We start from the raw sequence: 25940 nt of genomic DNA, 5'->3' as shown, positions 1-25940 counted from the left end.
TTGCGTTGCAAAATAGCCGCTTTCGCAATGTCAATGACTATGCCTAAATTTACTTCACACTTTTTTGTTTATTGTTACTGAATTGGTTTACACATTTTTTACTTGCTTCCTGAACAGCTTTACACCCCCATGGAAGTATGGGTTATCCAACGATATAACCGCTACATTCGTGAACACATGGCGAAAGTGGCAGAACTTCTCAATATGGAACAACGTCCTTTATCTACATGGGCTCGGCATAGTTTCGCTACAAATTTGAATAATTCGGGCTCGGTACCATATAAATACATTAGTGACAGTATGGGACATAGTGGAAATGGTGATATAACTTCAAATTATATAGGTGCCTATCCATTGGAGAAAATGCTGGAATATAATTGGTATTTGCTGAATGATAAAAGAAGAAAAGGAGGCAAAACTACAGATAAGCAGACAATCTTGGAGTTATTGAAGACTATGAGCAATGAGGAAAGGAAAGAATTGCTGGCATCTTTGTAGTGAATGAGCTGATTTGAAAAAAATGCCACTCGGGGCACTTTTTTCAAATTTGAATTACTTTTGCCAAAATAAAATTTGTATCTTTGCCATTGAAAAAACTGCCCCTTGGGGCATAAAATTAAAATATGAGAACAGTTATCCCCAGAGACATCTATTTGAAGCAACTTATAGACGGACGAGAAAATGGCTTTATTAAGGTTATTACAGGTATGCGGAGATGCGGCAAGTCCACGCTTTTACAAGTGCTTTTCCGTGATTATTTGTTGAAACAGAATATACCAACTGACCACATCATCTCTATTGCTTTGGATGACCGTATCAACCAAGCTCTAAGAAATCCTGATGTTTTGTTGGCGTATATTCGACAGCAAGTCACGGATAACCAGTTGTATTTCATACTTATGGACGAAATACAGATGGTGGATGAATTTATGGATGTGCTGAACAGTCTGCTACATATAGAGAATGTGGACGTGTATGTAACAGGTAGCAATTCCCATTTCCTTTCAAATGATATTGTAACAGAGTTTCGAGATAGGAGTGACGAGATACACATGTATCCATTTTCTTTCTCTGAGTATTATGCAGCTGTTGGCGGAGAGAAGCAAGTGGCATGGAAAGATTATTATACATACGGCGGGCTACCTCATACATTGACTTTGGTAGGCGATAAGAAGAAAAGTGACTATCTTTATAATGTTTATCGCAAAACCTATTTGACAGACATAAAAGAACGGTATGAGATTAAAGAACATGAGTTTGAGGAATTGGCAAAGATGCTATCTTCTTTTATAGGTTCATCCTGCAATCCAAACAAATTGACCAATACCTTTAAGAGTAAAGAGAATGTTGATTTATCTTATCCTACTGTCGTTAAGTATATATCTTACTTGAAAGACTCTTTTTTGATAGAAGAAGCAGAACGCTATGACATCAAGGGACGTAAATATATAGGTTCCTTGTCGAAGTTTTATTTTTGTGATTTAGGAGTAAGAAATGCAATTTTGAATTTCCGCCAACAAGAAGAAAATCATATTATGGAGAATGTTCTCTATAATGAGTTGCGAATGAGAGGTTATAATGTAGATGTTGGTGTTGTAGATGTTAAAAGAAAAATTGACGGTAAAAGTATTCGCAAGCAATATGAGGTTGATTTTGTGGTGAACGAGGGAAGTGACAGATACTATATACAGTCTGCTTTTGCCATGCCCAACATTGAAAAAGAACAGCAGGAAAAGACTTCTTTTTCACTTATCAATGATTCTTTCAAGAAGATTGTTGTTGTAAAAGATGATATTAAGCCTAAACGGGACGAGCAAGGAATCGTAACCATTGGTCTGCTGGATTTTCTCATGAATAAGGATAGCTTAAAACTATAACTTATGGAATCGAAGTATAAAGAAGATTTGCTGATATGGTATCACGCTAACAAAATAACGGCAGACCGTATCATCAATGACCTGAAGAAGCAGTTGTTTGAAGCGGTGATGCACCTGTATGCCTATACCGCCAAGTTGTTGAAGCAGGAGCATATTGTGAGCCAACAAGATTATCCTTTCTTGTTCTCCAACAATTATACGAGAGTCGGTGATACTGCACCTGCCAGTATTTAGGCCTATCCAAGGCGGAGCAGGACGGAAAGAAGAAAACATACTGGAAGCCTTTTGAGACTCTGTTCGGTGTTTCCGGACTGGCCAATTACAAGAACACCTATACAAATAAGACGGGAAAGTTGCCCATCGATCATGAAATTGTGGAATTGATATTCCGCTAAAAGAAAAAATCCGCAGCCCATGTAAGTCAGCCTTGCATGGGCTTTTTTATCCATTCGCCTTACTATACAAGCATTTATCCCAAATCGGTCATTAGAGACAATTTCCTCCTTTTTCCAATGACCTCCATTAGAAAATTACAATCATATTTAACGTGAGTTCGACGAATTCTCGTTATGTTAATAGCATCTTGAACATGAACGATAGCCTTCACTTCGTGCAGAACTTAAAGATGTGCGAGAGTAGTTTCCACGCCACAATGCAGGACAAGATGTTCGTGAATGGTAACAAGAACCTGTAGGAGTGATGTATACAACCCGACCTACTTTAACAGAGCGGGTAGATCTTTTCTTATGGACACTTGGCTTACGGGCTTTCGAACGCTTACAAGCTTTCCTCCCCTTATACTTCATTTGCATCTGCAAACTAATGTTTTCTGCGCGGGTTGTAGATGTCGTTTCATACGTAAAACTACTTGTGCCTATTAGTGTTGCCACGAAGAGAAGAACAGAAAATAGATGTCTCATAATTTTGTTTATATTTGTTATTAATAACGTGAGTTTGATGAATTATAAGTGTCTATAAATTTGGTGATTAGCGAAATTTGTTGTAATTTTAAGGTGTTGATATATAGAATTACAAACAAAAATCGCTATGATCACCGAAGACAAAGTTACTGAAATCTTTTGTATGGCAGATGACTTCTGCAAGTTTTTTGATGCAATGACAGCAAAATATACGCTAAAAGCTACCGGGAAAAGAAAATATCATCGAAATTCTACAATGTCAAAGGCTGAAGTCATGCTGATAATGATTCTTTTCCACGATTCTGGTTATCGCTGCTTTAAACATTTCTATCTTGAAAAAGTATGCAAGCATCTTCGCCATCTGTTTCCAAAAGTTGTTTCTTATAACCGTATAGTAGAATTGGAAAGGGAGGTAGCCGTACCCTTAACCTTGTTTATCAAGAAGGTCCTGTTGGGCAAATGTACGGGCATAAGCTTCGCTGACAGCACACCACTGCGTGTCTGCAAAAAACAAAGAATACATATTCACAAGGTTTTCAAAGGCATAGCTCAAAGAGGAAAATGCTCCATGGGTTGGTTCTTCGGTTTCAAGTTGCATTTGATTTGCAATGAGAAAGGAGAGCTTCTCAACTTTATGATAACACCGGGAGATGTTGATGACCGTAAACCTTTGGAGTACAAAGCATTCATAGATTTTATATATGGTAAGCTAGTCGGTGACAAGGGGTACATCGGCAAGAACCTCTTTTAAAGGCTTTTCGTTGACGGAATACAGCTTATTACCAAATTGAAAAGTAACATGAAAGGAGCTTTAATGAGTGTTTCAGACAGACTTTTACTCAGAAAAAGAGCCATTATAGAAACGGTGAATGATGAACTTAAGAACATTGCACAAGTGGAACACTCCAGACATAGATGCTTTGACAATTTCATCGTCAACTTATTAGGGGCTATTGCTGCCTATTGTCTGTTTCCAAAGAAACCGTGCATAAATCTGTAAAGGACTATTGATACACAACTTGCATTGTTTTGAATTCATCGAACTCACGTTATTTATCTGATTGACAACAATTTACTATCTTTACCACGTAAAAGAAGAGCTATAGCTATGATGCGTGACTATGACATAAAGTTTGTGAACAAGGAGATTACGCCATTTGGAGGTCTTTCCCTGTTTCTGAAGATGCTTGACAGATGCCATTTTGACGAGCAGCTCGTGAAAAGCGGCATTCCATCCCAAGGCTCCAACAGAGGGTACAACCCCGTACAGATCATACCTGGATTGTTTGCAGGAGTCTGGTGCGGTGCGAGTCGCTTCGGACGCCTTGATATTGTCCGATATGACACCTCCCTTTGCAATCTTTTGGGATGGAATCGCGGAGCTGACCACAGGGCATACCAGCGTTATCTCAACAAGTTCTCACAGGCGACCAACCAGCGTGTGTTCAGCGAGTTGTTCAATTGGTTCTTTTCTGAGTTGGTGTTTGACAACTACACGCTTGACTTCGATTCCACGGTCATGGTCCGTGAGGGCAGCCAGGAAGGAGCAGCCAAGGGGTATAACCCGAAGCGTCCGGGCAGGCCCTCTCATCATCCTCTTCTGGCCTTCGTGTCGGACGTCCGGATGATAGCCAACTACTGGCTACGCCCCGGCAACACCTCTGCCAGCACCAACTACCTGTCCTTTCTGGAAGACACGCTGTCACGGCTTCAAGACAAGAGAGTGGGACTCATCCGCATGGACAGCGGTTTCTTTTCGGGGAACATACTCGGGTATCTGGAACAGAGGCAGTTGAGCTACATCATAGCCTGCCGGCTCAACAACCGCATCAAGTACAGCCTGACGCATGAGAAGACATGGGTGGAGGTGGCAGATGGTTTGGAAATAGCGGAAACCACTTACCAAGCGGAGCATTGGGACAGTCCGAAGCGTATCGTCATGGTAAGGCAGGAGGTTAAGAAGCGGCCTAAGGCAGCGGGCAAGCAGGTCAGAGAGCTCGAGCTTTTTGAGGATGAGCAGGATTTCGGGAAATACAGATACAGCTGCTTCGTCACGAATCTTGCATTGCCTGCCAAGATTGTATATGACTCGTACCGGGGCAGGGCCGACTCCGAGAATAGGATCAAGGAGCTCAAGTACGATTTCTCGATAGACGACTTCGTGTCGCACAACTTCTGGGCAACGGAGGCCTGTGGCAATTTCATCGTCATGGCATACAACTTCATGTCCCTGTTCCGTCATGCTTTGATTAACTCGGACAAAAAGAAGTTTCTCAAGACAATCCGGTACGAACTGATTTCCACTCCCGCATATCTGGGGAAAAAGAAAGACAAGCACATCCTATACCTGCCAGGTCGTTGAAAACGAGAAAGTCGTTTCTTTCAATATGGGAAAAGTTGAAGGATTTCTCACTGCCATACAACACAGAGAATTCCTAATGACCGATTTGGGTTTATACCATTGGGGGTAAATGCGTCTCAATCCCTCATATAGGCACCATGTGGTACCTATATGGGCATGATTCCATGTAATCGCATGATACTTTTGCAGCAAACTTTCAAAACAAACGGAAATGCAAGGAAATTTCATTATGCTGCAAAAGGAAGACCTCAAGGAGGTCATTGTAGAAGTATTAGAAACTATAGTGGGCAAGAATCTGCTGAAAGAACCTGTTCAGACAGCATCCACCGAGTATTACACCCGTGACGAGCTTTGTGTACGCCTACACATTACTTATACTACGCTCTGGCGAATGGAGAAGCGTGGCGACATTCAGGCGCATAAGATTGGTAGGCGCAACCTGTATTCCAAGCAAGAAGTGGACGCATTGATTTCCAATGGGCTTCCTACTAACACAAATAATCAATAGGGTTATGCTATGGATGAACTGATCAAAACGATTCCCAAGCCGGCAGATATGGATTACATCCTGTCCTCCTTTCATGAATTGCAGGAACAGGGAGCCATTGATGCTGGCGGCTTTCATGTGTCTTCCATGAATGACTGTGTAAGAAAAGGCAAGTCGCTTCCCCTCTTGTGGTACTCTATCCCAATATTGTCCTCGAAGGTGACCTTTGCATCATCTTCGGACAGTCGGGTATCGGCAAGACCATCTTTGCCATGCAGGTGGCACGGGATATTGCAGCCAAGGGAAAGCGTGTCCTGTACGCCGACTTCGAGATGACGCTGCGACAGCTGTCTCTCCGTTATGAATCCCCAGATTTCCCTTCCACGTTCTTTCGTGCGGAGATGGACGGGAACCATCCCGCCGATGACGTACTGAAGGGAATAGAAACGGCAGCCGTGGCGAATCTTGCTGAGGTGGTGTTCATCGACAACATTACCGCCCTTAGTCAGTCGCTTGACAAAGGTGCCGATGCGGGCTCGCTCATGGCATCGCTCAATGCCCTCAAAAAGAAATACAATTGGACTCTGATTGTTCTTAACCATGTTCCCAAGATGTTTTCGGGTGCCGTGCCGCTTTCCCTGTCCGCCATACAAGGTTCTGCCAAGCTCAACCAGCTTATTGATGATGCCGTAGGATTGGGGCAATCACACAAGGACGGCTCATTGGTATATGTGAAGCAATGCAAATGGCGCAATGGTGAAGTGGTACTCGATGCGGATAATGTGGCTTTATACGAGCGGGCCAAGAACGGTGAGGGCAATCTCTGCTTTACCTTCAGGGGCTTTGATACAGAGGCGCCCCATTTGGAAACGACAAGTACCAATGAGCGTGAGGGATTGAAGGCAAGGGTCAAGGAACTCTCCTCCCAAGGCATGAAACAACAGGACATAGCCAAGGAATGTGGCATTACCCAAAGCAAAGTGTCGAGACTTTTGAACAGCTGATTATTCACTTTATGCATTTTATGCAATATGCATAAGTGCATAAACTGCATAAAACTAAATAACAAAGACTATGAAGCAGGATGAATTAAGATGCGTAATGGCAACAAAAGCGGCACCCAACGAACGGATGCTGATAGAGATTCCAAGGGGAGAAATTGGCAACCATTATTCTTCCATTACGGATTATCTGGATAAGGTGGTAAATTGCGATACCTCTATGATGCGAAAGATTGATGAACTTATCTCACGATTTCACTTAGGAGCGGTTAGTACAACATTCAATGGGCATTATGGTTCCGTACTACTTCGTATCAATGAAAGAGAAAATGTTGCTGGGGGGGGAAGTGATATACTTTGATGCGGATAACGGCAATATCCTTCGACAAACCCCTATCACGGATCATCTTTACAACTGGTATTGCCTCGACTATTACACGGATAACGAGGTGTTCTTCGATGAACATCTGTTATCAGGCAAGCCTGTTGCCATTGTCACAGAAGAAAAGACCACCCTGCTCGGTACGCTTGCCGAACCGTCCATTGACTGGCTGGCGGTCGGAGGAGGCAACAATCTCACCAATGGCATGATGAACAAGCTGGGTGGCAAGAGGGTGGTCCTTTTCCCTGACGATATGAGTAGTGATTATTGGACGGAGCAATTTGGTAAACAATTCAAGGTGGACTGTGGCTTTGTCAATCGGGACATCAACCGACACCTGATTGACAAAATCAAGTGCAGGGGAAATCCATAGCCGCTGAAAGTGTCGGGAGGAACGAACAGGGCTTTGCCCTTGTTATAGCCCACTATAACTACACGCTTCGCTTTCGTAGTTGTGGGCCCAAGGCCAGCCTTGGGGAACCGGCAGGAGTGACTCTCTCCCTGCACCCTCCACTCATGGACATCTGCCCCCAAGCCCCCTGACCAAAGAGTGACCCTCTCTCTGGACTCTCCGCTTAGGACTACCCTAAGAACCGCTATAAAGAAAAATATCCAACGACTAAATATAAATTCTTATGATACAAAAGACATCCGTTCACATCAAGCCTTGCAATATCGGGCAGAGTGAAGCACACAATCAAAGAACAAAAGCGTATCTCGATCACATTAATGCTGAAAAGCTTTATATCAGAAAGGACCTGATACCACAGAATCTATCGTGGGCATCAGGTCTGCAAGGACAAATGACCTTGCAGCAGTATTATGACGCTATCGGCGGGTGGTCAAGGAAAAGACCGGCCGAGCCATGCAGACCAAAGAACGCGAAAGAGTAAACAAGAATACGGGTAAGGGGACGAAAATTGCTGGCTGCACACCCTTGCGGGAGGGTGTAGTTGTCTGTAAGGCAGATACAACGATGGAACAGTTGAAGCGTTTTGCTGACCTTTGCCAGCAACGGTTTGGCATTACTGTCCTACAAATCCACATTCATAAAGACGAGGGGCATTGCACGGATCCAAGCGATGCTTCTACATGGAAGCCCAATTATCATGCTCACATTATCTGGGACTGGATGAACCATGATACAGGTAAGTCCTACAAACTGGACAATGAAGACATTAGCCTCATGCAGGATATGGCAGCGGAAGCGTTAGAAATGAATCGTGACGTTTCTAAGTTGGAGACAGGCAAGCAGCATCTGGAACGTAACGATTATATTGTGGGCAAACAGAAGCGTGAGCTGGAGGAGACAAAGAAGCAAACGGAGAAATTGGCAAAGGAAAACGAGCAGAAAGCCCATGATTGTGCAAGGCTGGACAGAGAAATCCACGACAAGCAAGTGAAAGCAATCGGGAAAATGGCAGTGCTATCTTATCCGGCTTGGCTCATATTGCAGGAAAGGGTAAGTACGCTCAGTTGGAAACGGAAAATGAAGAAATGAAGCAGCAGGTGGCACTGAACCCCAATAGGATAGCGGAAGGCGTAGCTGAACGAACTGCCGAACTGGAGAAAGTTTGTGAAAGGGAAAGGCAGATTGCGGAACTTCGCTTGGACGAATACAACAAGCTCACCCGAAGTTACAACAGGCTATTAAAGAAATCCCAAAACGACAAAAGCACCTATGAGTTTAACCTCTCGCAGAGAGATTATGCCATCGCTATCCTTAAAGCCGCATTTCAGAAAGCGGTGGAGTTGTTGGACGTTGTGTGCCGTAAGGCTTTGCAAGCTGCCATCGTCTTTGCTCAAAAACCGATTGCCAAACGGTTTACATTCGGGCAAGCCTGTGCTGTCAATGACTTTCTTGATACCGACACTGACAGACAACATGCTGCAACCACTTTGTCTGTACTATCCCATCCCTTTCTCACGGAAGACGAACACGCCAAAGGGAGATTGGAAGTACAGAATGTGGTTAATAACTATTCCAAATATGAAAGGACTGAAATAGAAATACAGAAAAGAACTATCCGCCCATCACGGGGTTTAAAAATGTAAAAATGGAGGAGACCTATAAAATAGTGTAGACAGAATTGTGTTAAAACTACTTTTGTTGCCATCAGGCACAGTTTACTTTACACTCTCCTCAAGAGATATTATCTTCTTGTTTCTCTGCATCCCAATTGCCATGTCCTCCGCCCATCCATTTTCCAGTAGCTACCCATATCTCATAATAGTACATCCACTGCACTGCCCAATGTACTATTGTTTGAGCTATAACCATTGACGGTCGCCATTCGCCAGTCCCTGGCAAATAGAGACATAACTGTTGTTTCCCATTACTATAGTTGTATGTGTGAGGCAGTCGTTTAGCCCCCTCTGCCAGCTGCAGAGGTTTTGGGGATATGATAAATGCTTTAGGTGCCTGTCCTAGTTTGTAAGTAATCTTTAGCTTATAGGTATCAGACAAAGCCGAAGGTGTGAACTCTCCGAACCAAGTCATAGTACCACATTGAATGGTACCTGACGATTCGGGGAATTCATGCCTCAAAATGCCAAACTGTTGGATCGGTGTTATAGCTTTATTCTCCATAAAAGGTATTCGCTGTATTTATAACTTTTCCAACTGTATTCGCAGCTATTTTTCCCGCACTAGTCAAAAGAGCAGCACCTGTCGCAAGCTTCGATTTTCTTCGTTCCACCAAAAGAGACGAAGCTTTTTCAATCATATTCTTACCAAATACACGCCCCATAATAATCTGTATCTGGATTCTGTTTGCTCCATCAAGGATCTCATGCATATCTTTCTTCACGGTAGCGAGCCATTTATAGAAATTCTTGCGTCTTTTGGGGTGTGTTGGCCATTTATCAGCAAAGTTTTCTTCAGGGTTTACCGGATTCGACACCACATCCTCGCCTATCTCATTCTTGGTAATGCTTTTTTCAAGATTATCTACTACATTAAGCAAACCCTCAAGCAAGTTTTGTTCACCATTATAGGCACGAGCCGCCAAGGTAGTAATAATAATAGAGATAGGCTTATCTTCAGTATCGTTATAGAACATCATATCCCTATGACGTTTCAGTATCTGTACTATGCGCTGCAACACAGTCTTTTTCTTGTTGTATTTCTCAACAGGCACAATAGCCTCTGCCCTAAGTTTTACTGTTTCATCTGCTTTGCATCTGTGGGCAAACCACAATGCATATCCATCAGGGTTGCTTTTTAGCCAATCCTCTTTATACGTAGATGTTGCATAGTCTTTCGCCTCCTTGTCTGTGATTCTAATGGAAATCTGATCCACGGTTTGATCCGAAAAGTTCTCCGAGAACAAACGTGTCATTCTTTCTACATATTTGCTATCAGCCACCGAAGGAAGAATATCCATATGATATTTCTCTTTAGGGTTGTCAGAATTGTCTCTGTATAACAGCGTCCAACAACGTCTGCCCTCTTTCTTGTTAACCATTGGAGCATAGCGATCGCTTCCCTTAAGTCTAGACCCCACCTTGTCTTTAATATCTTTCTGTGTCCACATCGGATTCTTCTCCGAGAGTCGGTATACTAAGTCCACGTCCAAATCATCATTAGGATTAATAGGTTGGATAATTGTACCCAACCTTAGAGATCCTTGGGGTGATACTATCGGCTTATAGGGCTCAAAAACAGGATCGTTCTGCAAGAACTCACCCACGGCCTTATAACTCCTCGTCAGGTTATCATACTGTGTTTGCGTGATGTCTAATGACTCGCCTAATGTTTCAAGAATATCCTTGAATTCTTCTTTTTGTTCTTTACTAAAAATTCTTCCCATCGCTCCCTATTTTATTGTTATCGTTTCTATATCTTTATTTTTATCACCCCAATAGTCATACAGCATCCAAGGTAAATCAGCTTTTGGCATTCTAATACGACCAAGTTCTACCGCACAAGAAGCAGGAACTGCCATGAATATTTTTAAGCAATCAGCCTTCGAGTGTGCCGTCTTAATGGCATCCATTGCCATTCTGGCCACTCGATTAAATTGTTTTAACTGACTATGGCAACGCATCATATCATTTCCAGGTTCACTGCAAGTGATAGACCATAGACTTACTGTGTTTCCAAATCTATCAGCGATTCGCTCCAAGATAGCTTTTGTACTTAATGCAATCACTAGGACAGGCTCTTTTGTTTTATCATGAGGCTCAATTAGCTGAATGTCATTTTGTGAATCTTCTTCAAGCCAACACCAACTATCAGGAATGCGGTGTTTTTGAAAGACCGTTATTGGATATTTATCATTCAACATTGTACCCAACTTCACAAGCAAGGGTTGAGGTCCAAGCGCAAATAGCGAAACATGGGATAATTCACCTCGCTCCAATGGACCTAATACCTTATTTGTGCAAATATCTTCAATCTGACGTAATTCTACTTCCCAGAAAAAAGTCTCACCATCTTTCATAACAGAGTTCTTCATCTGTATTTCAATAGGTGACAAATCTGCTGGATATCTCTCAGGAAAGATAGTATTAAAAAGAACATCTTTATTAAAATGGGGGGTGTCTGTTCCGATTTTCGGTCCATACGTAACCACCAAGCTTTTCATGTTAGGCTGGATGCCTGTTACCAATAGGATTCGCTTTTCATGCTCCCTTTTCATCTTTCTGAGCACTTCCACGGTATATTTATCTTCATCGCTGTCAATTAGTTTGTGACATTCAGGACAGAGCAGTATGAGATTGTTTATATCCTTTGCAAGTTCTTTAGATTTTTCCTTGTCGCCACGAGGCCCCTTGGGAGAGTCTCCAATGATATGGGCATAATTGGAAATATTGCATTCATCCATTGTTATCCCATGTTTAAATAGCACCTTGTTACATCCAGCAAACTCACATCTACCATGGGCTGCGAACCAAAGGTCTCGCTTTACACTTTCAGGAATTGTTGTCTTACTCATTTACTTCTATTTATTAATAACACTGCAAAGGTAATGCCAATCTATGCAGTCTATCTGCACAGCTGACAATTTTTTATAATAAGGAGGGTGTGTCAATTTTGACACACCTTCCTTATTATATAGTCCTCCCTTATAAACCTAATATTCCTCTGATTCATAGTATATTATCCTGTAAATTATTTGCTCATATCTGCAAGTTTTTGTACCTTTACATTATAAATCTTGCAGATATTTATGCTTAAACGTACATCCAAACAGCTCTCTTTGTTCTCTTCTTTAGAGGACATGCTTAGCCATGAACATCCCCTTTTCCAACTTAGTAATAAGATTAATTGGGAATGTTTTGAAAATGCTTTTTCTCCATTGTATTGCAGTACCAATGGTCGCCCTGCCCATCCTATTCGCTTGATGTGTGGTCTTTTAATTTTAAAACATTTGCGTAATGTGTCAGATGAAATGGTGGTTTCTCAATGGAGCGAGAATGCTTACTACCAATATTTCTGTGGTGGACTTGAATTTATGCCAAAAGAACCCTGTGACGCTTCCGAGTTAGTTCACTTCAGAAATCGTATAGGTGAGAAAGGTATGGAGTTAATATTAGCCGAGAGCATCCGCGTTAATACTGACCATGATAACGAAGACCATTTTGATACGGCTTTCATTGATTCTACCGTGCAGGAGAAGAATATAACCTATCCTACAGATGCGAAGTTGCATAAAAAGATAATCAAAAACGTTCTGAAGATAGTTCATGGCAATTGTCTTCCTCTACGACAGAGTTATACGCGTACCTTGAAAGGAATTTACCGTTCCCAACGTTTTCGTAATCATCCCAAGAATCGTAAGAAAGCTCTTAAGGCAGATAGACAACTGAAGACCATAGCAGGGTAGATTAGTAAGAGAGCTAGAGCGTAATCTTGTGGGAAGGAAAGGATATGAGAAGACGTTTGAGCTATATTACAGAGTTCTTTCTCAGAATAGGAAGTCAAAGAACAAAGTATATTCTCTGCACGAACCAGATGTAGTTTGCGTCAGCAAGGGTAAGGACCATAAGCAATATGAGTTTGGCAATAAAGTATCTATTCTTCGCTCATGGTCAGGACTTATTCTTGGTGCATGTTCTTTTAGGAATGAATATGATGGGCATACTATCGAAAAGACGCTAGAACAAACCCAAAGGATGACAGGAAGGCAGGTTGATAAGTTAGCAGGAGATAGAGGGTATAGAGGTATAAAGCAGATTGGGAAGACAAAGATACTCATCCCAGACACTCCTAAAGCTAAAGACAGCTACTACCAAAAGAGAAAGAAACACAAACTATTTTGTAAACGAGCTGGTATAGAGCCAACGATGGGACATCTTAAAGCAGACCACCGATTATCTCGCAACTTTTATAAAGGTGTCAAAGGAGATACTATCAATGTATTATTAGCTGCCGCAGCATATAACTTCAAAAGAGCTATGAGAGTTCTTTTGTACCTTATAAAAAGAATCAGCATAGAGCTTGTCAGTACAAGCTTTATGCTGAAATATAGTTTTTAAGGGATGACTATATAATCTCGTGACATTTTTTGCAAAGAGAAAATTGCGATTCTAGGAATCACAATTTCTAAAAACCTTTGTCAGTCAGATGTCATACCTGGCCTTCAATTCATTATAGCACATTCCTGTTACATAGAAATACAGCGTAACGAATGCCTTGATATTCTCGTCAAGCTGTTCCTCCGTCAGCAAGTATGAAGAATGGGCGCCATTTCCGTCAGACGTGTTGCGATTGTTTCGAATTATATCGAGGTAACCAGAAAGTTTGTGCTCTGTTTCTTTGGTGCTCCAACGTAGATTTTTCAAACATGGGAACGCAAAGATACAATTGGCAAGAGTGACATTCTTTCTTTCCTCTGTTGGTTGAATCTCGCTGCCGTGAAGCATATAGTACAGCTTTTTCAAGTAAACCTCAAACTTAACCGATAGGTTACCAGAATGGACGTGTTTATCAATGATGTTCACTTCCTTTCTACCGAAGAGTTCGTCCATTGCCTTATAGACATCAAGACCAACGCCGTCAACATTCTTGATTGTTGGGGTTGTAAGAATCTTAAAGAACGCTTTAACAACATCATGTGCCAGTGGCATACCTGCGCACTTTCTCAAATCCTTTTTGACTAACTCACGTACATTTTCGCTCATCTCCTCAAAGGACAGCTTATTACTCTCCTCACGCTGTTCCTTCTGCTTTTGAGTTTCTTGCAGCACTTCATCTTCTGGCATTTCCTCTGGAATATTTACGTCCAGGAAGAAATCTTCATTCTGATAGGCATAGACAATCTTTGCTCTGTCAGAGGGATCGAGGATGAAGCGACGGAGGATGCTTGACAGGTTGGTGATGACAAAACGCTTGGGTACATCCTGCCTGGTAACTCTCTTCAGGAAACCGACAGCCTTCACCTTATCAAGCGTCTGCACCAAAGTATCGAAACGACCTTGTTCATTGATGTTTTGCTCTGTTGTATCTTTACTGATGAGTTCCTGCAGTTTGGTGATGTTCAACCCCGTTGCTTCGGCCAACGTATAAACCTGTTGATCACACTCACGCTTCTGGTAGTCAATGATATAATCATAGATGGTCTTGCCTGGGCTTAGACGCAAGTCACCACTTTCTATATCATGCAAAATGCGCTGGGCAGTACGCTGGTCGCGCTGATTGAGTGAGGCAAAAGCATTATGAAGTTCTGCCTGCGCAACCTTGACATGTTCGCTACCTGGACCAGAAGTATAGAGGTTCTTGACGAACTTAATAAACTTGGAGTTGATATACTCAGCATCGATTGTACCGACACCAGTCTCTGTGATGTATGCTTCCAGCTGATAGACATCATCGTCGTCACCATCGCCTCCAGGTCCTTTCTGGAATAGTTCGCGGTAACGAGCCAGAAGAATCTTGTAAGTCTGTTCGTCAAGTTCCATCTTCAGTTTCACCCATCCATTGGTATGTTGGTACTCGTATTCAGATTGTTCCCATCGGAAACCTTGCATCTTGGCAGCTTCCAGACGCTTGGTCATTTCACAAAACTCTTTGGCAAACTTCTTTTTTGATGCTTCTGCCTGGGGTAAGGTAGCATAGTAATCGATTCCTTCTGCCTTAAACAGTTGGTCGATGACGCGGAACGACTGGTTAATCTTCTCCAGATTGGCCTCCAGCTTATCTGTGAACACAAGTAATGGCTGATCTACATACAGAGCCAGCGCATCCTCAATGTTCTTCGCCATACGGTTAGGACGTGTGAAATACTTGATAATACCAAAAGGTTTATCTGGCCCAAACAGGCGGTTGGTGCGTGAGAATGCCTGGATAACATCCACATACTGCAACAGTTTATCCACATAAAGTGTGTTCACCCATTTCGAGTCATATCCGGTCAACATCTGGGTTACTACGATGAGCAAATCCAGTTGCTTGTCTTTCTCTAAGTGCTGATAAGGTGCCTTGTGAGCAAGACGTTTTGCTACGTCTTTTTTGTATTTGGCATAGGTTGATTGCAGGAATGTGGTATCAAACCTATCATTGTAATCCTGAAGTATTTCAAGGATAGCCTCTTCCTTATATTCTCCACCGCCATTATTATCGATGGAGTCATCAAAGATGGCAGTAACATTGTACTCTGGATAATGCTTCTTGAATAGCTGATAGTATTCTATGGCCTCTGGAATGTTCTTTGTGGCCAATATGGCATGAAACTTACCATTGTGGCTGAGCATAGGGCGTTCCTCCACAATTTTCTGAACAACCGCCATGTGGTGTGCATCAGTGGCGTAGAGCGATTTCGCTTCATCTTCCACTTTCAACATATCAGTGTCACACATCCACTTGTTATAGATGTCCATCTTCTCATTGTCCTTTGCGATATCATCCACCGTCTCTGCATCAGGGTCTGCCTGTCGCAATGCCACCTTTTCGCGGATGTCGTGCTCTTGGAATGTGTCTTCTCGATAAAGGTCGAAACCAAGAACGTTCTTGTCAGGAATACCACTGGCAAGCGTGTATTTGTGGAGCATGTCGCCAAATATAACCTCTGTAGTCACCTCGCCACGAGCATTCTCTGGGAATATCGGTGTGCCTGTAAATCCGAAAAAAATGGCGCGAGGGAAGGTATTCTTTATTGCCAGGAGCATGCCACTACCGCTGTCCTTGCCAGAACCTGTAACACTTCTATGGCACTCATCCACAATAAACACGACGCGCTTCTTGTTAATCTTGTCAATAGTTGACTGTGAAACGCTGTTGCCACTATTGATACGACTCATCTTTTGTATAGAGGTAACAATAAGGCACTCGTCCTTGCTGTCGCTTTCCAATACTCGTATCAGATTCCTTGTGTCATCCGTATCGAGCACGTTATCATCGGCATTGGCAAAGCCACGATACTCGTCAGCCGACTGTGTGCTCAGTTCTATGCGGTCGAGCAGGAACACCACCTTATCGGCATCATTGGCCTTGGCAATGAGCTGGGCAGACTTGAAAGAAGTCATCGTTTTTCCAGAACCTGTAGTATGCCAGATGTAACCACCCTTATGATAGTGGTCATCCCAGTTGGTCGCACGCACACGCTCCCATATCTTGGTGGTTGCGAAATACTGATAACTGCGAAGCACTTTCAACGTTTCGTCCTTGTCATCGGCTATGGTATAGTAGCCCACCATCTGGTGAGCCATCGGGATTGACAGAAGGTTGGCGGCAATGCGCTTCCAGTCGTAAACCTCATCGTTATTGAAGTCAGCCCAGTGGAAGTAGAAACTTGGAGAGAAATTTTCCGACGCCCCAGGATTCGCGAAATAGAGTGTCTTCTCTGGAGTCATGGCTACAAATATTTGTATCAAAGAGAAGATATCATGCGAGAAGATGCCTTCGTGGGCATACTTCTTGATCTGATTCACTGCCTGAGTTACATCTACACCACTTCGCTTCAATTCGATATGTATAACAGGCATACCGTTAATGAGCAACACCACATCACCACGTCGTGTAGTGCCAAGAGGATGCTTGGTTTGGAATCTTGGCTGACGAACAATCTGATAAACACTCTGTCCTGCATGAATTTCACGAGCATTGAAGATAGTGAGATACACCTCCTTGCCGAAGTTGATTTTGTCATCAGGATTGTCACGCTTTATCATCACTTGTCCACCATTGATGAACTGGTTCACCTCGTATGGGTTCTTAAGCGCGTCCACTTGTGCCATGATTTGCTGCATCTCTGTGTCGGTGAGTTTAAAGTCACCAAGACGATTCATGTCACGATTATTGTTGAATATAATAGCAGCCCAGTTTTTAATGAGGATATCCTCTGTTGGGTTCATTATCACGTTAGGCTCCCAACCATGTTGTGGCAGAAAGTCTGCAAGTGCCTTCTCAAAATCAAGTTCCTTTAGGAACGGACGAATTAAAACATCTACTGGCATAGGTCTAATATTTTTTTTAGGTTATACAAACATATTATCTAAACATGCAGATTTAATCTGCTTCAACTTTTCCAAACGCTGGGTCTGGAGAGAGATTTGTGAGTCGAGAGATGTGAAGTAATCGGCGAGCATATTTCGTTCTTCTTTTTGGATAGGAATTAAAAACTCTGCTTTCTTCAAATCGTTTCTACTAAGATTTCCTATCGATCCATTACCGCCTGTTACTCCTGTCTTGAGAAATCGGTAATACCAATTCGAACTCATACTTGCGTTTAGAAATTCAGATTCTTGTGAATTAACCAAATACATAAAGCCACCAGCGACCATAGGAATTGAGCATGTATTTCTTATGATTGCATGCTTTCCCACCAAGTGAGGTGAACCATTTGCGGCTGTAATAAGTATATCACCTTTTTTTGCATAGTCAATATTTACACAATTGGGTGCTACAAATATATCACCTTTAGATGTTACAAAAGTATCTTCGTCAATATTTGACGAACGTAATACTCGAACTCCATTTTCCATCGCATTATTCGGAGTATATGTAAGTCCTCGGTGTATTTCTGCAAAATCTGAGAATTTGATAATTTCCCATATCCCTTCAAAGCCTTTGAACCTTACTCTTGGGATGGTTTCTCCTTCCCGTGGAAACATGGATTGCAAACTTGCAGCTTTCACCTTTTTGAGCGATTCAATCTTTTTTGTGAAGGATTGAATGAGAGAGTCGAGGTGCTGGAAGTAAAAGGCAATTGCTTGTTGCTCTTTCTTATCACTTGGACAACTGATATGAGTATATGCCAAAGTCCTTTTTGATATGCTGGAAATCTTAGTTCCTTGTATATGTGGAAGAAGTTGGTCGTGATACGCTTTAGAATTTAAGTAATACCCCAGATATCGAGATGCAAATTCTTTCTTTGGACGGCATGGAATAGTATGAAGTCCAGACACTATTGCATCTGCTTCATGGGCAATAACCTCAGTGCACTTTCCTACAGTATTGTCCTCGGCAGCATCTGCAAAGATAACATCTCCATTCTTAATAGCGCACAAATGAGACAGTTTCCTTGCAACTTCTGCATCTTTGACAAAGGTCTTAACCTCTTTATCAATCTTAACGCATTCATTGTAGGTTATTAGGACATCACCGTAATGAATATTGTACACAGTTCCGCTGTCATCCAGCTCTGCTCGTGATAGGGAATTGTTCTTCAGAGATTCGAAAGATTCTGAGAAAGCAGACTCTTTCCACTCTCCCTGAAATCCTTTTAATCTTATCTTTGGCTCCATACTTACTTCTTAATAAGGTTAGACAAACCGCTGATGGCAAACTCATCACCTGTGAGTTGGTCAATGAGCGTTGCAAGATTACTCTCGGACTCCTCAATACCCTGCTCTATATCGTTATAGGTAATGGCATACTTCTCGTTGAGACCAGAAATGGCATCGGCAAGTGTTTGAATGACTTCATCTGGCAACGACTCGATGGCAGAGGTGATAGGTAGAATCCACTTCAGTTCGAGGAACATTTGAATGTCCTTCATATCAAGACCTTCTATCGTCTTGATGGTCTTTGCCTCTAAGGCATCCTTGTCTTTAGTAACTTGCTTCTTCTTCGCAGACTGTTCATTCCAAAGGGCAACAATAGCTTTCAGTTGTTCCTTGATATCATCCTCTACATCTGCTTTGGGCTTGCTGTCGGCTGTAATTTCTTTCTTTATGAAGACATTGTCTTTCTCTGCATCGAAGTATTTATCTGTATCTTCCATACCAAGAAGTTCGTCGCGTACAGCATCCAGTTCGCCGTCGATAGCCTTGATACGAGATTGAAGGGCAGCGATAGCGTCAAGGTAATCCTGGAAGAGAATCTTTTGAACCAGTTCGAACGGAATGATACGTCCCTTAAGGCCGTCCTCAACTTCTTGTTCAATGCCGTTCTTATCCTTCACCATCTTCATCTTAGGCTCCACCACATTACAAGCACCGAAACCCTCGGTCTGGATGATTTCCACATCGCCCATGATGCCCTGCCAGTTATCAGCAAGAATCTGGTAGGCGGCATATTTGTCAATAAGCGGCATACCCTCGCAACGACGGAAGATGTCTGAAGAAATGATGTCGCTCTCCACGACATCCTTCACCTGCTCTACATTGTCTATAAGACGGATGTGGAGCATACGCTTGAAGTCTTCAAAAGCAGCTAAGAAACGAGCCTTGAAGTCTTGTACGTCACTATTCTCATGGATTGTTTCCACTATGTCGGCCATCTTAACTGTAGAGTAAGGTCTATCTTGCTCTGGAGCGAACAACTCCTGCTGAAGTGTAGGGAATGCGCTCCAATACTCACAGAGGTCAGCAATCTCACTATTAGGTATGCCACCAAACATTGTGGAATAAATATCGTACTTCACAGCTGCCTCACCAGAATCCACATAGCGAGGAATGTTGAGGTTGTACTCGTTCTTGCGAATCTCATCGCGAGTTACAACACGGGAGAAACCAGGAATTTCTTTGCGCTCACGATAGGTATCGGCAATCTTCTTTACATCACAAGCACGCAACTTGTTCTGCTTTCCATCCTTAACGAAACCCTTGCTGGCATCGATAATAAGTACGCCCTCGTTTCCACGGCTCTTCTTCAGCACCATGATAAGTGTTGGAATACCAGTACCAAAGAAAATATTGGCTGGCAGTCCGATGATAGCATCGATATTGTTTTTTTCAATGAGGTTGGCACGAATTTGACCTTCGGCCTGACCTTCCTCTTGCATCTCCAAGGGTAGCACATTGCCATCCTTATCGTAAATCTTGGGAGTCTTTCCACGGAATAACACACCGTGTGGCATGACAATTGTCATAATGCCATCGCTCTTCAGGTGGTGCAGTTCATGCAATAGGAAAGCATAGTCGGCTTTGGTCTTAGGTGCCACACCATAGTTCTTGAAACGAGGGTCATACTCCTTGTCCTTTGGCTCCCAGTGCTGAGAATAAGGAGGATTGCTGACCACAGCATCCACAGCCAGAGGTTTATCAATTTCAGACCCCTCCTCATGCATAGGCCAGTCTTCTTCGAGGGTATCAGCACAACGAGTAACGATGTTCTGCGGAATGATGCCACGCATGACAAGGTTCATACGAGTCAGGTTGTAGGTGTTCTCCTTTAACTCCTGCGCATAGTATTTCACTTTGTTCTTGCCCTGAATATGCTTGCTCACAGCCTTGCCAATAGTGATAAGCAATGAACCAGAACCAGATGTTGGATCATAGATTTCAAGGCTTTCCTTGTTCTTATGATGCTCTGCCACAATCTCCGACATAATCATAGCTACCTCATGCGGAGTATAGAACTCACCTGCCTTTTTGCCAGCATTGGCGGCAAAGTTGCTGATAAGGAACTCATACACATAGCCCAATACATCGTAGTCCTGAGATCCATCGGTAGGAATATCTTTAATGAGCTTGATAAGTCCCTTCAGTGCTTTTGTCTGAGAACTGGGGTTATCGCCTAGTTTACTAAGCCCTTCACGAAGCGTCTTGAAGATGCCATCATAAACAGAAGCGTAGTTCTCACTCATTAAACGTTCAAAGTTGCTGAGAGCTTCGCTCAGCGTCTGTACGCTGAAACTGGTGTCATTGAGCCATGTAGAGAACAGATACTTATACTCGATGAAGAAACCAATGTGCTCTTGGCACTCCTTAATGGCATTCTTCATGTTCAAATCCTCATAGTTCTCCACAAGTTCGGGAAACTCATCTTCTTCCCACTCGCATACCTCAGTGAAATATTTCACCTCCGTATCAGAAAGGAACTTATAGAAGATAAGGCCAAGAATATAATCCTTATATTCATTGGCTTCAATCTTATTACGCATGTTGTTGGCTGAAGCCCATATTCTGTTTGCAAGCTGTTGCTTATTCATATGCTGGAATTATTTTTTTCAATTACTGGTGCAAAGTTAAATACTACCTATGCGCTCATTCTGCATAGGAAAATATTTTTTATAATTATCTGCTATTTTTTCTGCAATTTGTAGCCTAAGTGACTCAGGAGAGAGAACTTCTACGTCAGAACCGTATGATAAGATTTGTTGTTCCAACTCACGAGTCGGTTTAACGCTCAAAGATATTGTACACTCTTTTTCGTTGACCGTAGTTTGCGATTTATGAATGGGCTTTGATGTTACATAAGGAAATCTTGTCTGTGTAAAACGCAGAATGATAGTTTCTTTCTCTACATCGTTATATGGTATAGAGACACCTACTACATCGTCAAAGAAATGAGCAAAGTCGATGGTTGTATTCGGTTTGAAAGGAACATTTGCCAATGAGATGTGTTGTATACGGTCAAGAGCCTTATTTGCTATTTTCCCAGTTTCTTCCTCATAACCAAACAGGAACCAACGATTATTATATTGCCTAACGTGGTAGGGATGGAAGGTAGATGTTAGGTCCTTTCCCTTATATGTCTTATAATATATAATAATAGGTATATGGTCCACGGCTGCATCAATTACCTCCGACAAATATTCCAAACCTTTAAGTTGTTCATTCTGTTCAAATGCGACTACGTTATCGCTATTTGACTTAATGCCAAAACGATATTCAAGGTTGGAAATTACTTCTTCCAACCAAACATTATTAGGAATACCACGGTATCGGCTAAGCATCTCTATGGTGGAACGCAATTTTTGTACCTCGACAGGTGATAGCACATTCTGGAATATCGAAAAGCCACGCTCTGAATAGCGGTAATAACACTTCTTGTCGTAATACGGGTTAGCGTCAAGGTATATTCCATCAGGAAGCATCTTGCGAATAGCATTGATGTCTCCTCTCAATTGCCGAATACCTATTATAGAATCACCCCCTTGAATATCCTCCAAGTGGTCATTAACCTTCTCTAGAAGGGTGTCAAAGTCATACTTATGACGGAAGTCTCTAAAACATCGATCTAAAATTTGGTATCTGAATTGTGCGTTCTTATTTACTGGCATAAATATAGATACTCTTTACTTGGTAACTTGAATATACATCACATCGTTTTTACTGGAGTTGATAAGTTCCTTCACGTCTACCTCCAAACATTCTGCTATTTGAAGCAGAGTTTCAAGTCCTGGCTGAGCAGAGTTTGTACACCACTTGGAAACAGTAGCTGGATCTTTACCCAATGTCTCTGCCAGCCATTTATTTGTCCGTTTTTTCTCTGCCAAAACCACCTTGATACGGTTGATGTCTCTTGCCATTGCATTGATTTTATAGATTGTGAGTACAAAGTTAACAAATAAACATGAATACCATAATAGAAAAAGCAAAAATCAATGTAAATAAGATATTTTTATTTGCGTATTATGCAATTGTTAGGCAAGATTACATCCTTTATTACTGTTGAATATTCCGCCAAATGGCAAAAATGATTTCATGAACTCTCAAAAAATCACACTACGTTTTAGAAGGTTACTAAAGGTCACTTTCGATTCAGAAAGGTCACCTGAGGGGCACTCTAAAAAGAAAAGCACTTACAAAACCTTTGTAAGTGCTTGATTTTCAGCGTGGACCAGCCTGGGCTTGAACCAGGGACCTCCAGATTATGAGTCTGTTGCTCTAACCAACTGAGCTACAAGTCCAGTATTCGTAAATGTGGGTGCAAAGGTAATAAATAATTCGAGAAAACGTGAATGATAATGAGATATTTTTCGTGTTTTAACACATTTTGCGTGCTCCAAAACGATAGTTATGGCTATTTGATGTATATTTGCAGTGCATTTTAAAGAATGGCTGCCGTATGGACATGAGGTTTCTGTAACTATGAATACATGGTCTGATAACTGTGAAGTATGGTTTGATGACCTTGGATATATAGGTAGGTAGACGAAGATATAGAATGAAGACGATATTTCTTAAAGATTTAAATACTAACGGGTTAGTGATAAAAAATCGTGCGATTGCCACGATTGGCTTTTTCGATGGTGTGCATCTTGGACATCAGTTTCTTATTAACCGGCTTGCCGAAATGGCAAAACGAGATGGGTTAAAGTCGATGGTTATAACTTTCGATCGCCATCCTCGTCAGGTTTTGCAGTGCGACTATCAGCCAAAAATGTTGTCGACACTCGACGAGAAACTCGAGAAACTTGCGCAAACTGCCATCGACTATGTTGTTGTGCTCCATTTCGATAAGACTTTGGCGCAATTCACGTCGAAGCAGTTTATGGAAAGCGTGCTGCACAAACAGCTTAATGTGTGTAAGTTGGTTATGGGTTATGACAATCGTTTTGGGCATAACAGAACCGAAACTTTCGATGATTACGTGTCTCTTGGCAAAGAAACAGGTATTGAGGTGTGTCAGAATACAGCTCTTTCGATGGATAATTTCAACGTAAGCTCATCTATAATACGTCAATTTATCAATGTTGGCGACATGGAAAATGCTGCCCGCTGTCTGGGTTCTCCCTATTCGTTGCGTGGCAAAGTAATTCACGGTTGCCGAAATGGGCACAAGCTGGGTTTTCCAACTGCGAATATAGATATTGGGAAAACCGAAAAACTGCTCCCTGCAATGGGTGTCTATGCGGTGCGTATCCGTATTTGGGGCGATGAAAAAGTGTATGGCGGAATGCTCAATATAGGTACTCGCCCCACCTTTAACGGTACGAATGTGTCGGCAGAAGTTAATATTTTCGACTTCTCGGGCGACTTATACGGTCGTACGATAGAAGTAAGTTTTATTGCTCGCGTGCGTTCCAACCGAAAGTTTCCAAGCTTAGATGCGCTTGCAAGACAAATGCAGTTGGACGAACAACAGATAAGAACGATTTTAAAAAACAATAGGTAAAGATAATGAAAAAGACTACTATTAGAGAAAATAACACCTTAAAGAACTTGCTGTATGTTGCGCTTTTCGTTGCGCTTTTCATCGTTATTCATTCTGTTTTTGAGTTTGGAACTGTAGCAATTTATGCCTATTTGAAGGGTCTAAACCTATTCGATGTAGCCAGAAGCATGCAGTCCGGACATTATAGCGACGTGTTGATAGCAGCCAATTTGCTTTCGAGCGTAGCCGCAATTCTTATTTATATTAAAGCGAAATGGGCACCAATTTCTCGCACTTACCTTCAGACGAAACCGTGGGGCGTACTGTTTTGGGCAGCCATGCTGTCGGTTGGAATTATTCTTCCGGCACAATTCGTTTACGAAAAGTTGCAAATCACGATGTCCGACAATCTGACCCAGCTCTTTGAAGGCATCATGAAGCAACCTCTTGGCTATCTTATTGTAGGCATATTTGCTCCTATTGCCGAAGAGCTGATTTTTCGAGGTGCAATATTGCGCGTCTTGCTCGATACCTTCGGACGCAAAGGCAGGTGGGCAGCCATAGCTTTAACGGCTTTGATATTTGCGCTGATACATGGCAATATAGCTCAAGGTGTGCACGCTTTCATTATTGGTTTGGCTTTAGGCTGGCTGTATGCACGCACCCGGAGTGTGCTTCCGGGCATTGTGCTGCATTGGGTAAACAACACCATAGCCTACTTAATGTTTAACCTGATGCCAAATTTGGCAGATGGAAAGCTTATAGACTACTTCCACGGCAGCGAGCGTTCTATGTATTTGGGACTACTTTTCTCGTTCTGCATTCTTGTTCCTGCGCTCTTCCAGTTGGCTGCACGCATGAAGCGAGCTGACGAATAAGATTGTAAAAACCACCCTTTTGCATGCCAAAACCCATTGTTTTGCCATGTAAAAGAGCCTGTTTTGCAATGCAAAACAGGCTCTTTTGTTTTTTAGAATCCCTAAGGGAACTAAGTATCTGCTATGTTTTAACCATACAATCTTGCTACGACACCATGCTCTCGTCAATGCTTTTACTGTAGCAAATAAACTCTCCCTCGTTGCCCAGACATGGTTCTGCATAAACGCCAACTACTGCCAAGTGTGGGAAACAAGCCTTAATTTGCTGCAAAGCTTCCTTGTCTTCCTTTGCACGTTGCATCGGAACAATAATAACTTTCGATGTCTGTATGTAGTTAATGTATGCCCAACTGGTGTCTTTAGCCCCGCGTGCACCATCGAAAGACGAGTAACTAAGTTCTACGACCTCGTATCCTTCAGCCTCGATTTTCTCTTTCAAGGCTGCGGCAACCTCAGTGTCATACTCCGTGCAGTTCGTCATCAGTACACGTTTGTTGCCAATATAGCGTACAAGGCAGTCTACATGGTCTGTAATTCTTGCGTTGTTAGCAAGCCAAGCAGGCTTCAGTGCCTTGCAAGAGTGTGTTGATGGGTCTTCAATAAGCTCGTGCTTGACATCGTAGATGTCAAGTACCATGCACAATTTACTATAAATTGGCATCATGTTACTGTCGTTCAGAATATCTGTTGCGAAGTAAACTTTGTTTGCATTCAGATGTTCAGAAGATATTTTTTCCTCCGAAACCTTTATTACTTCCAAGTGCTCCATAGTGTATTTATATGATAAGTCTTTTATTAAATTGCAATAGTAATAGGACGGTACA

General features: G+C 42.3%; 18 protein-coding genes, 1 tRNA gene and 5 pseudogenes. 14 read left to right on the top strand and 10 right to left on the bottom strand.

Going from position 1 to position 25940, the window contains the following annotated elements:
- Window positions 1-129: 129 nt before the first annotated feature.
- The 11 genes and pseudogenes from RDV52_RS03145 to RDV52_RS03095 all read left to right on the top strand — a co-directional run.
- Window positions 130-498, top strand: a pseudogene (locus RDV52_RS03145) (recombinase); the annotation flags it as partial.
- 125 nt (window positions 499-623) lie between these two features.
- Entirely contained in the window at window positions 624-1877 is a 1254-nt protein-coding gene (locus tag RDV52_RS03140) for an ATP-binding protein (protein ID WP_004367129.1), read from the top strand.
- Window positions 1878-1880: 3 nt separating this feature from the next.
- Entirely contained in the window at window positions 1881-2111 is a 231-nt protein-coding gene (locus RDV52_RS03135; RefSeq protein WP_004367131.1) for a hypothetical protein, read from the top strand.
- Between the two features lie 813 nt (window positions 2112-2924).
- Window positions 2925-3797, top strand: a pseudogene (locus tag RDV52_RS03130) (IS982 family transposase).
- Window positions 3798-3908: 111 nt separating this feature from the next.
- Window positions 3909-5236: pseudogene (locus tag RDV52_RS03125) on the top strand (IS1380 family transposase).
- A gap of 134 nt (window positions 5237-5370) precedes the next feature.
- A complete protein-coding gene (locus RDV52_RS03120; RefSeq protein ID WP_004367137.1) occupies window positions 5371-5667 on the top strand; it encodes a helix-turn-helix transcriptional regulator in 297 nt (98 codons plus the stop codon).
- A 9-nt stretch (window positions 5668-5676) separates the two neighbouring features.
- Window positions 5677-6650: pseudogene (locus tag RDV52_RS03115) on the top strand (AAA family ATPase).
- 70 nt (window positions 6651-6720) lie between these two features.
- The gene (locus tag RDV52_RS03110) at window positions 6721-7008 is read left to right on the top strand and encodes a hypothetical protein (RefSeq protein WP_223381180.1); all 288 of its coding nucleotides are present in this window, start codon (window positions 6721-6723) and stop codon (window positions 7006-7008) included.
- The gene (locus RDV52_RS03105) at window positions 6995-7402 is read left to right on the top strand and encodes a DUF6371 domain-containing protein (RefSeq protein WP_256593309.1); all 408 of its coding nucleotides are present in this window, start codon (window positions 6995-6997) and stop codon (window positions 7400-7402) included. The genes RDV52_RS03110 and RDV52_RS03105 overlap by 14 nt, the downstream gene beginning before the upstream one ends.
- A 492-nt stretch (window positions 7403-7894) precedes the next feature.
- Entirely contained in the window at window positions 7895-8530 is a 636-nt protein-coding gene (locus RDV52_RS03100) for a hypothetical protein (protein WP_004367144.1), read from the top strand.
- Window positions 8527-9084 (top strand): hypothetical protein, encoded by a 558-nt coding sequence (locus RDV52_RS03095; protein ID WP_004367145.1) that lies wholly within the window; start codon window positions 8527-8529, stop codon window positions 9082-9084. The genes RDV52_RS03100 and RDV52_RS03095 overlap by 4 nt, the downstream gene beginning before the upstream one ends.
- A gap of 88 nt (window positions 9085-9172) precedes the next feature.
- Here RDV52_RS03095 and RDV52_RS03090 read toward each other — a convergent pair whose 3' ends face one another.
- Genes RDV52_RS03090 through RDV52_RS03080 form a run of 3 tightly spaced genes read right to left on the bottom strand, consistent with a single transcriptional unit; the run spans window position 9173 to window position 11969 of the window.
- Entirely contained in the window at window positions 9173-9619 is a 447-nt protein-coding gene (locus RDV52_RS03090; protein ID WP_004367146.1) for a hypothetical protein, read from the bottom strand.
- Window positions 9609-10841 (bottom strand): nucleotidyltransferase domain-containing protein, encoded by a 1233-nt coding sequence (locus RDV52_RS03085; protein ID WP_004367147.1) that lies wholly within the window; start codon window positions 10839-10841, stop codon window positions 9609-9611. Before RDV52_RS03085 ends, RDV52_RS03090 begins: the two co-directional genes overlap by 11 nt.
- A 6-nt stretch (window positions 10842-10847) precedes the next feature.
- The gene (locus RDV52_RS03080; protein ID WP_004367148.1) at window positions 10848-11969 is read right to left on the bottom strand and encodes an SAVED domain-containing protein; all 1122 of its coding nucleotides are present in this window, start codon (window positions 11967-11969) and stop codon (window positions 10848-10850) included.
- 234 nt (window positions 11970-12203) lie between these two features.
- Between RDV52_RS03080 and RDV52_RS03075 the strand changes: the two are divergent.
- Window positions 12204-13512, top strand: a pseudogene (locus RDV52_RS03075) (IS5 family transposase).
- 84 nt (window positions 13513-13596) lie between these two features.
- On the opposite strand, the gene RDV52_RS03070 reads toward RDV52_RS03075, so the two are convergent.
- The 6 genes from RDV52_RS03070 to RDV52_RS03045 all read right to left on the bottom strand — a co-directional run bounded on the left by RDV52_RS03070 (window position 13597) and on the right by RDV52_RS03045 (window position 23051).
- A complete protein-coding gene (locus RDV52_RS03070; protein ID WP_004367150.1) occupies window positions 13597-17427 on the bottom strand; it encodes an HsdR family type I site-specific deoxyribonuclease in 3831 nt (1276 codons plus the stop codon).
- Window positions 17428-17448: 21 nt separating this feature from the next.
- Window positions 17449-18717: a restriction endonuclease subunit S gene (locus RDV52_RS03065; RefSeq protein ID WP_004367151.1), complete on the bottom strand. Its 1269-nt coding sequence runs from the start codon at window positions 18715-18717 to the stop codon at window positions 17449-17451.
- A gap of 2 nt (window positions 18718-18719) precedes the next feature.
- Window positions 18720-21347 carry a type I restriction-modification system subunit M gene (locus RDV52_RS03060; protein ID WP_004367152.1) on the bottom strand — a complete coding sequence of 876 codons (2628 nt, stop codon included), beginning with the start codon at window positions 21345-21347 and terminating at the stop codon, window positions 18720-18722.
- Window positions 21348-21383: 36 nt separating this feature from the next.
- On the bottom strand, window positions 21384-22421 hold the full coding sequence (locus RDV52_RS03055) for a helix-turn-helix transcriptional regulator (RefSeq protein WP_004367153.1): 1038 nt from the start codon (window positions 22419-22421) through the stop codon (window positions 21384-21386).
- A 15-nt stretch (window positions 22422-22436) separates the two neighbouring features.
- Entirely contained in the window at window positions 22437-22670 is a 234-nt protein-coding gene (locus tag RDV52_RS03050; RefSeq protein WP_004367154.1) for a helix-turn-helix transcriptional regulator, read from the bottom strand.
- A 307-nt stretch (window positions 22671-22977) separates the two neighbouring features.
- A tRNA-Ile gene (locus tag RDV52_RS03045) sits at window positions 22978-23051 on the bottom strand.
- A gap of 257 nt (window positions 23052-23308) precedes the next feature.
- Here RDV52_RS03045 and RDV52_RS03040 point away from each other — a divergent pair.
- Window positions 23309-24259 carry a bifunctional riboflavin kinase/FAD synthetase gene (locus RDV52_RS03040; protein WP_004367155.1) on the top strand — a complete coding sequence of 317 codons (951 nt, stop codon included), beginning with the start codon at window positions 23309-23311 and terminating at the stop codon, window positions 24257-24259.
- A 5-nt stretch (window positions 24260-24264) separates the two neighbouring features.
- Window positions 24265-25116: a CPBP family intramembrane glutamic endopeptidase gene (locus tag RDV52_RS03035; protein ID WP_004367156.1), complete on the top strand. Its 852-nt coding sequence runs from the start codon at window positions 24265-24267 to the stop codon at window positions 25114-25116.
- A 145-nt stretch (window positions 25117-25261) separates the two neighbouring features.
- Here RDV52_RS03035 and RDV52_RS03030 read toward each other — a convergent pair whose 3' ends face one another.
- The gene (locus RDV52_RS03030) at window positions 25262-25885 is read right to left on the bottom strand and encodes an agmatine deiminase family protein (protein WP_004367157.1); all 624 of its coding nucleotides are present in this window, start codon (window positions 25883-25885) and stop codon (window positions 25262-25264) included.
- Between the last annotated feature and the right edge of the window lie 55 nt (window positions 25886-25940).

The sequence above is a fragment of the Prevotella nigrescens genome (assembly GCF_031191185.1).
Classification (GTDB): Bacteria; Bacteroidota; Bacteroidia; order Bacteroidales; family Bacteroidaceae; genus Prevotella; species Prevotella nigrescens.
This window is presented reverse-complemented; position numbering and strand designations above follow the sequence as displayed.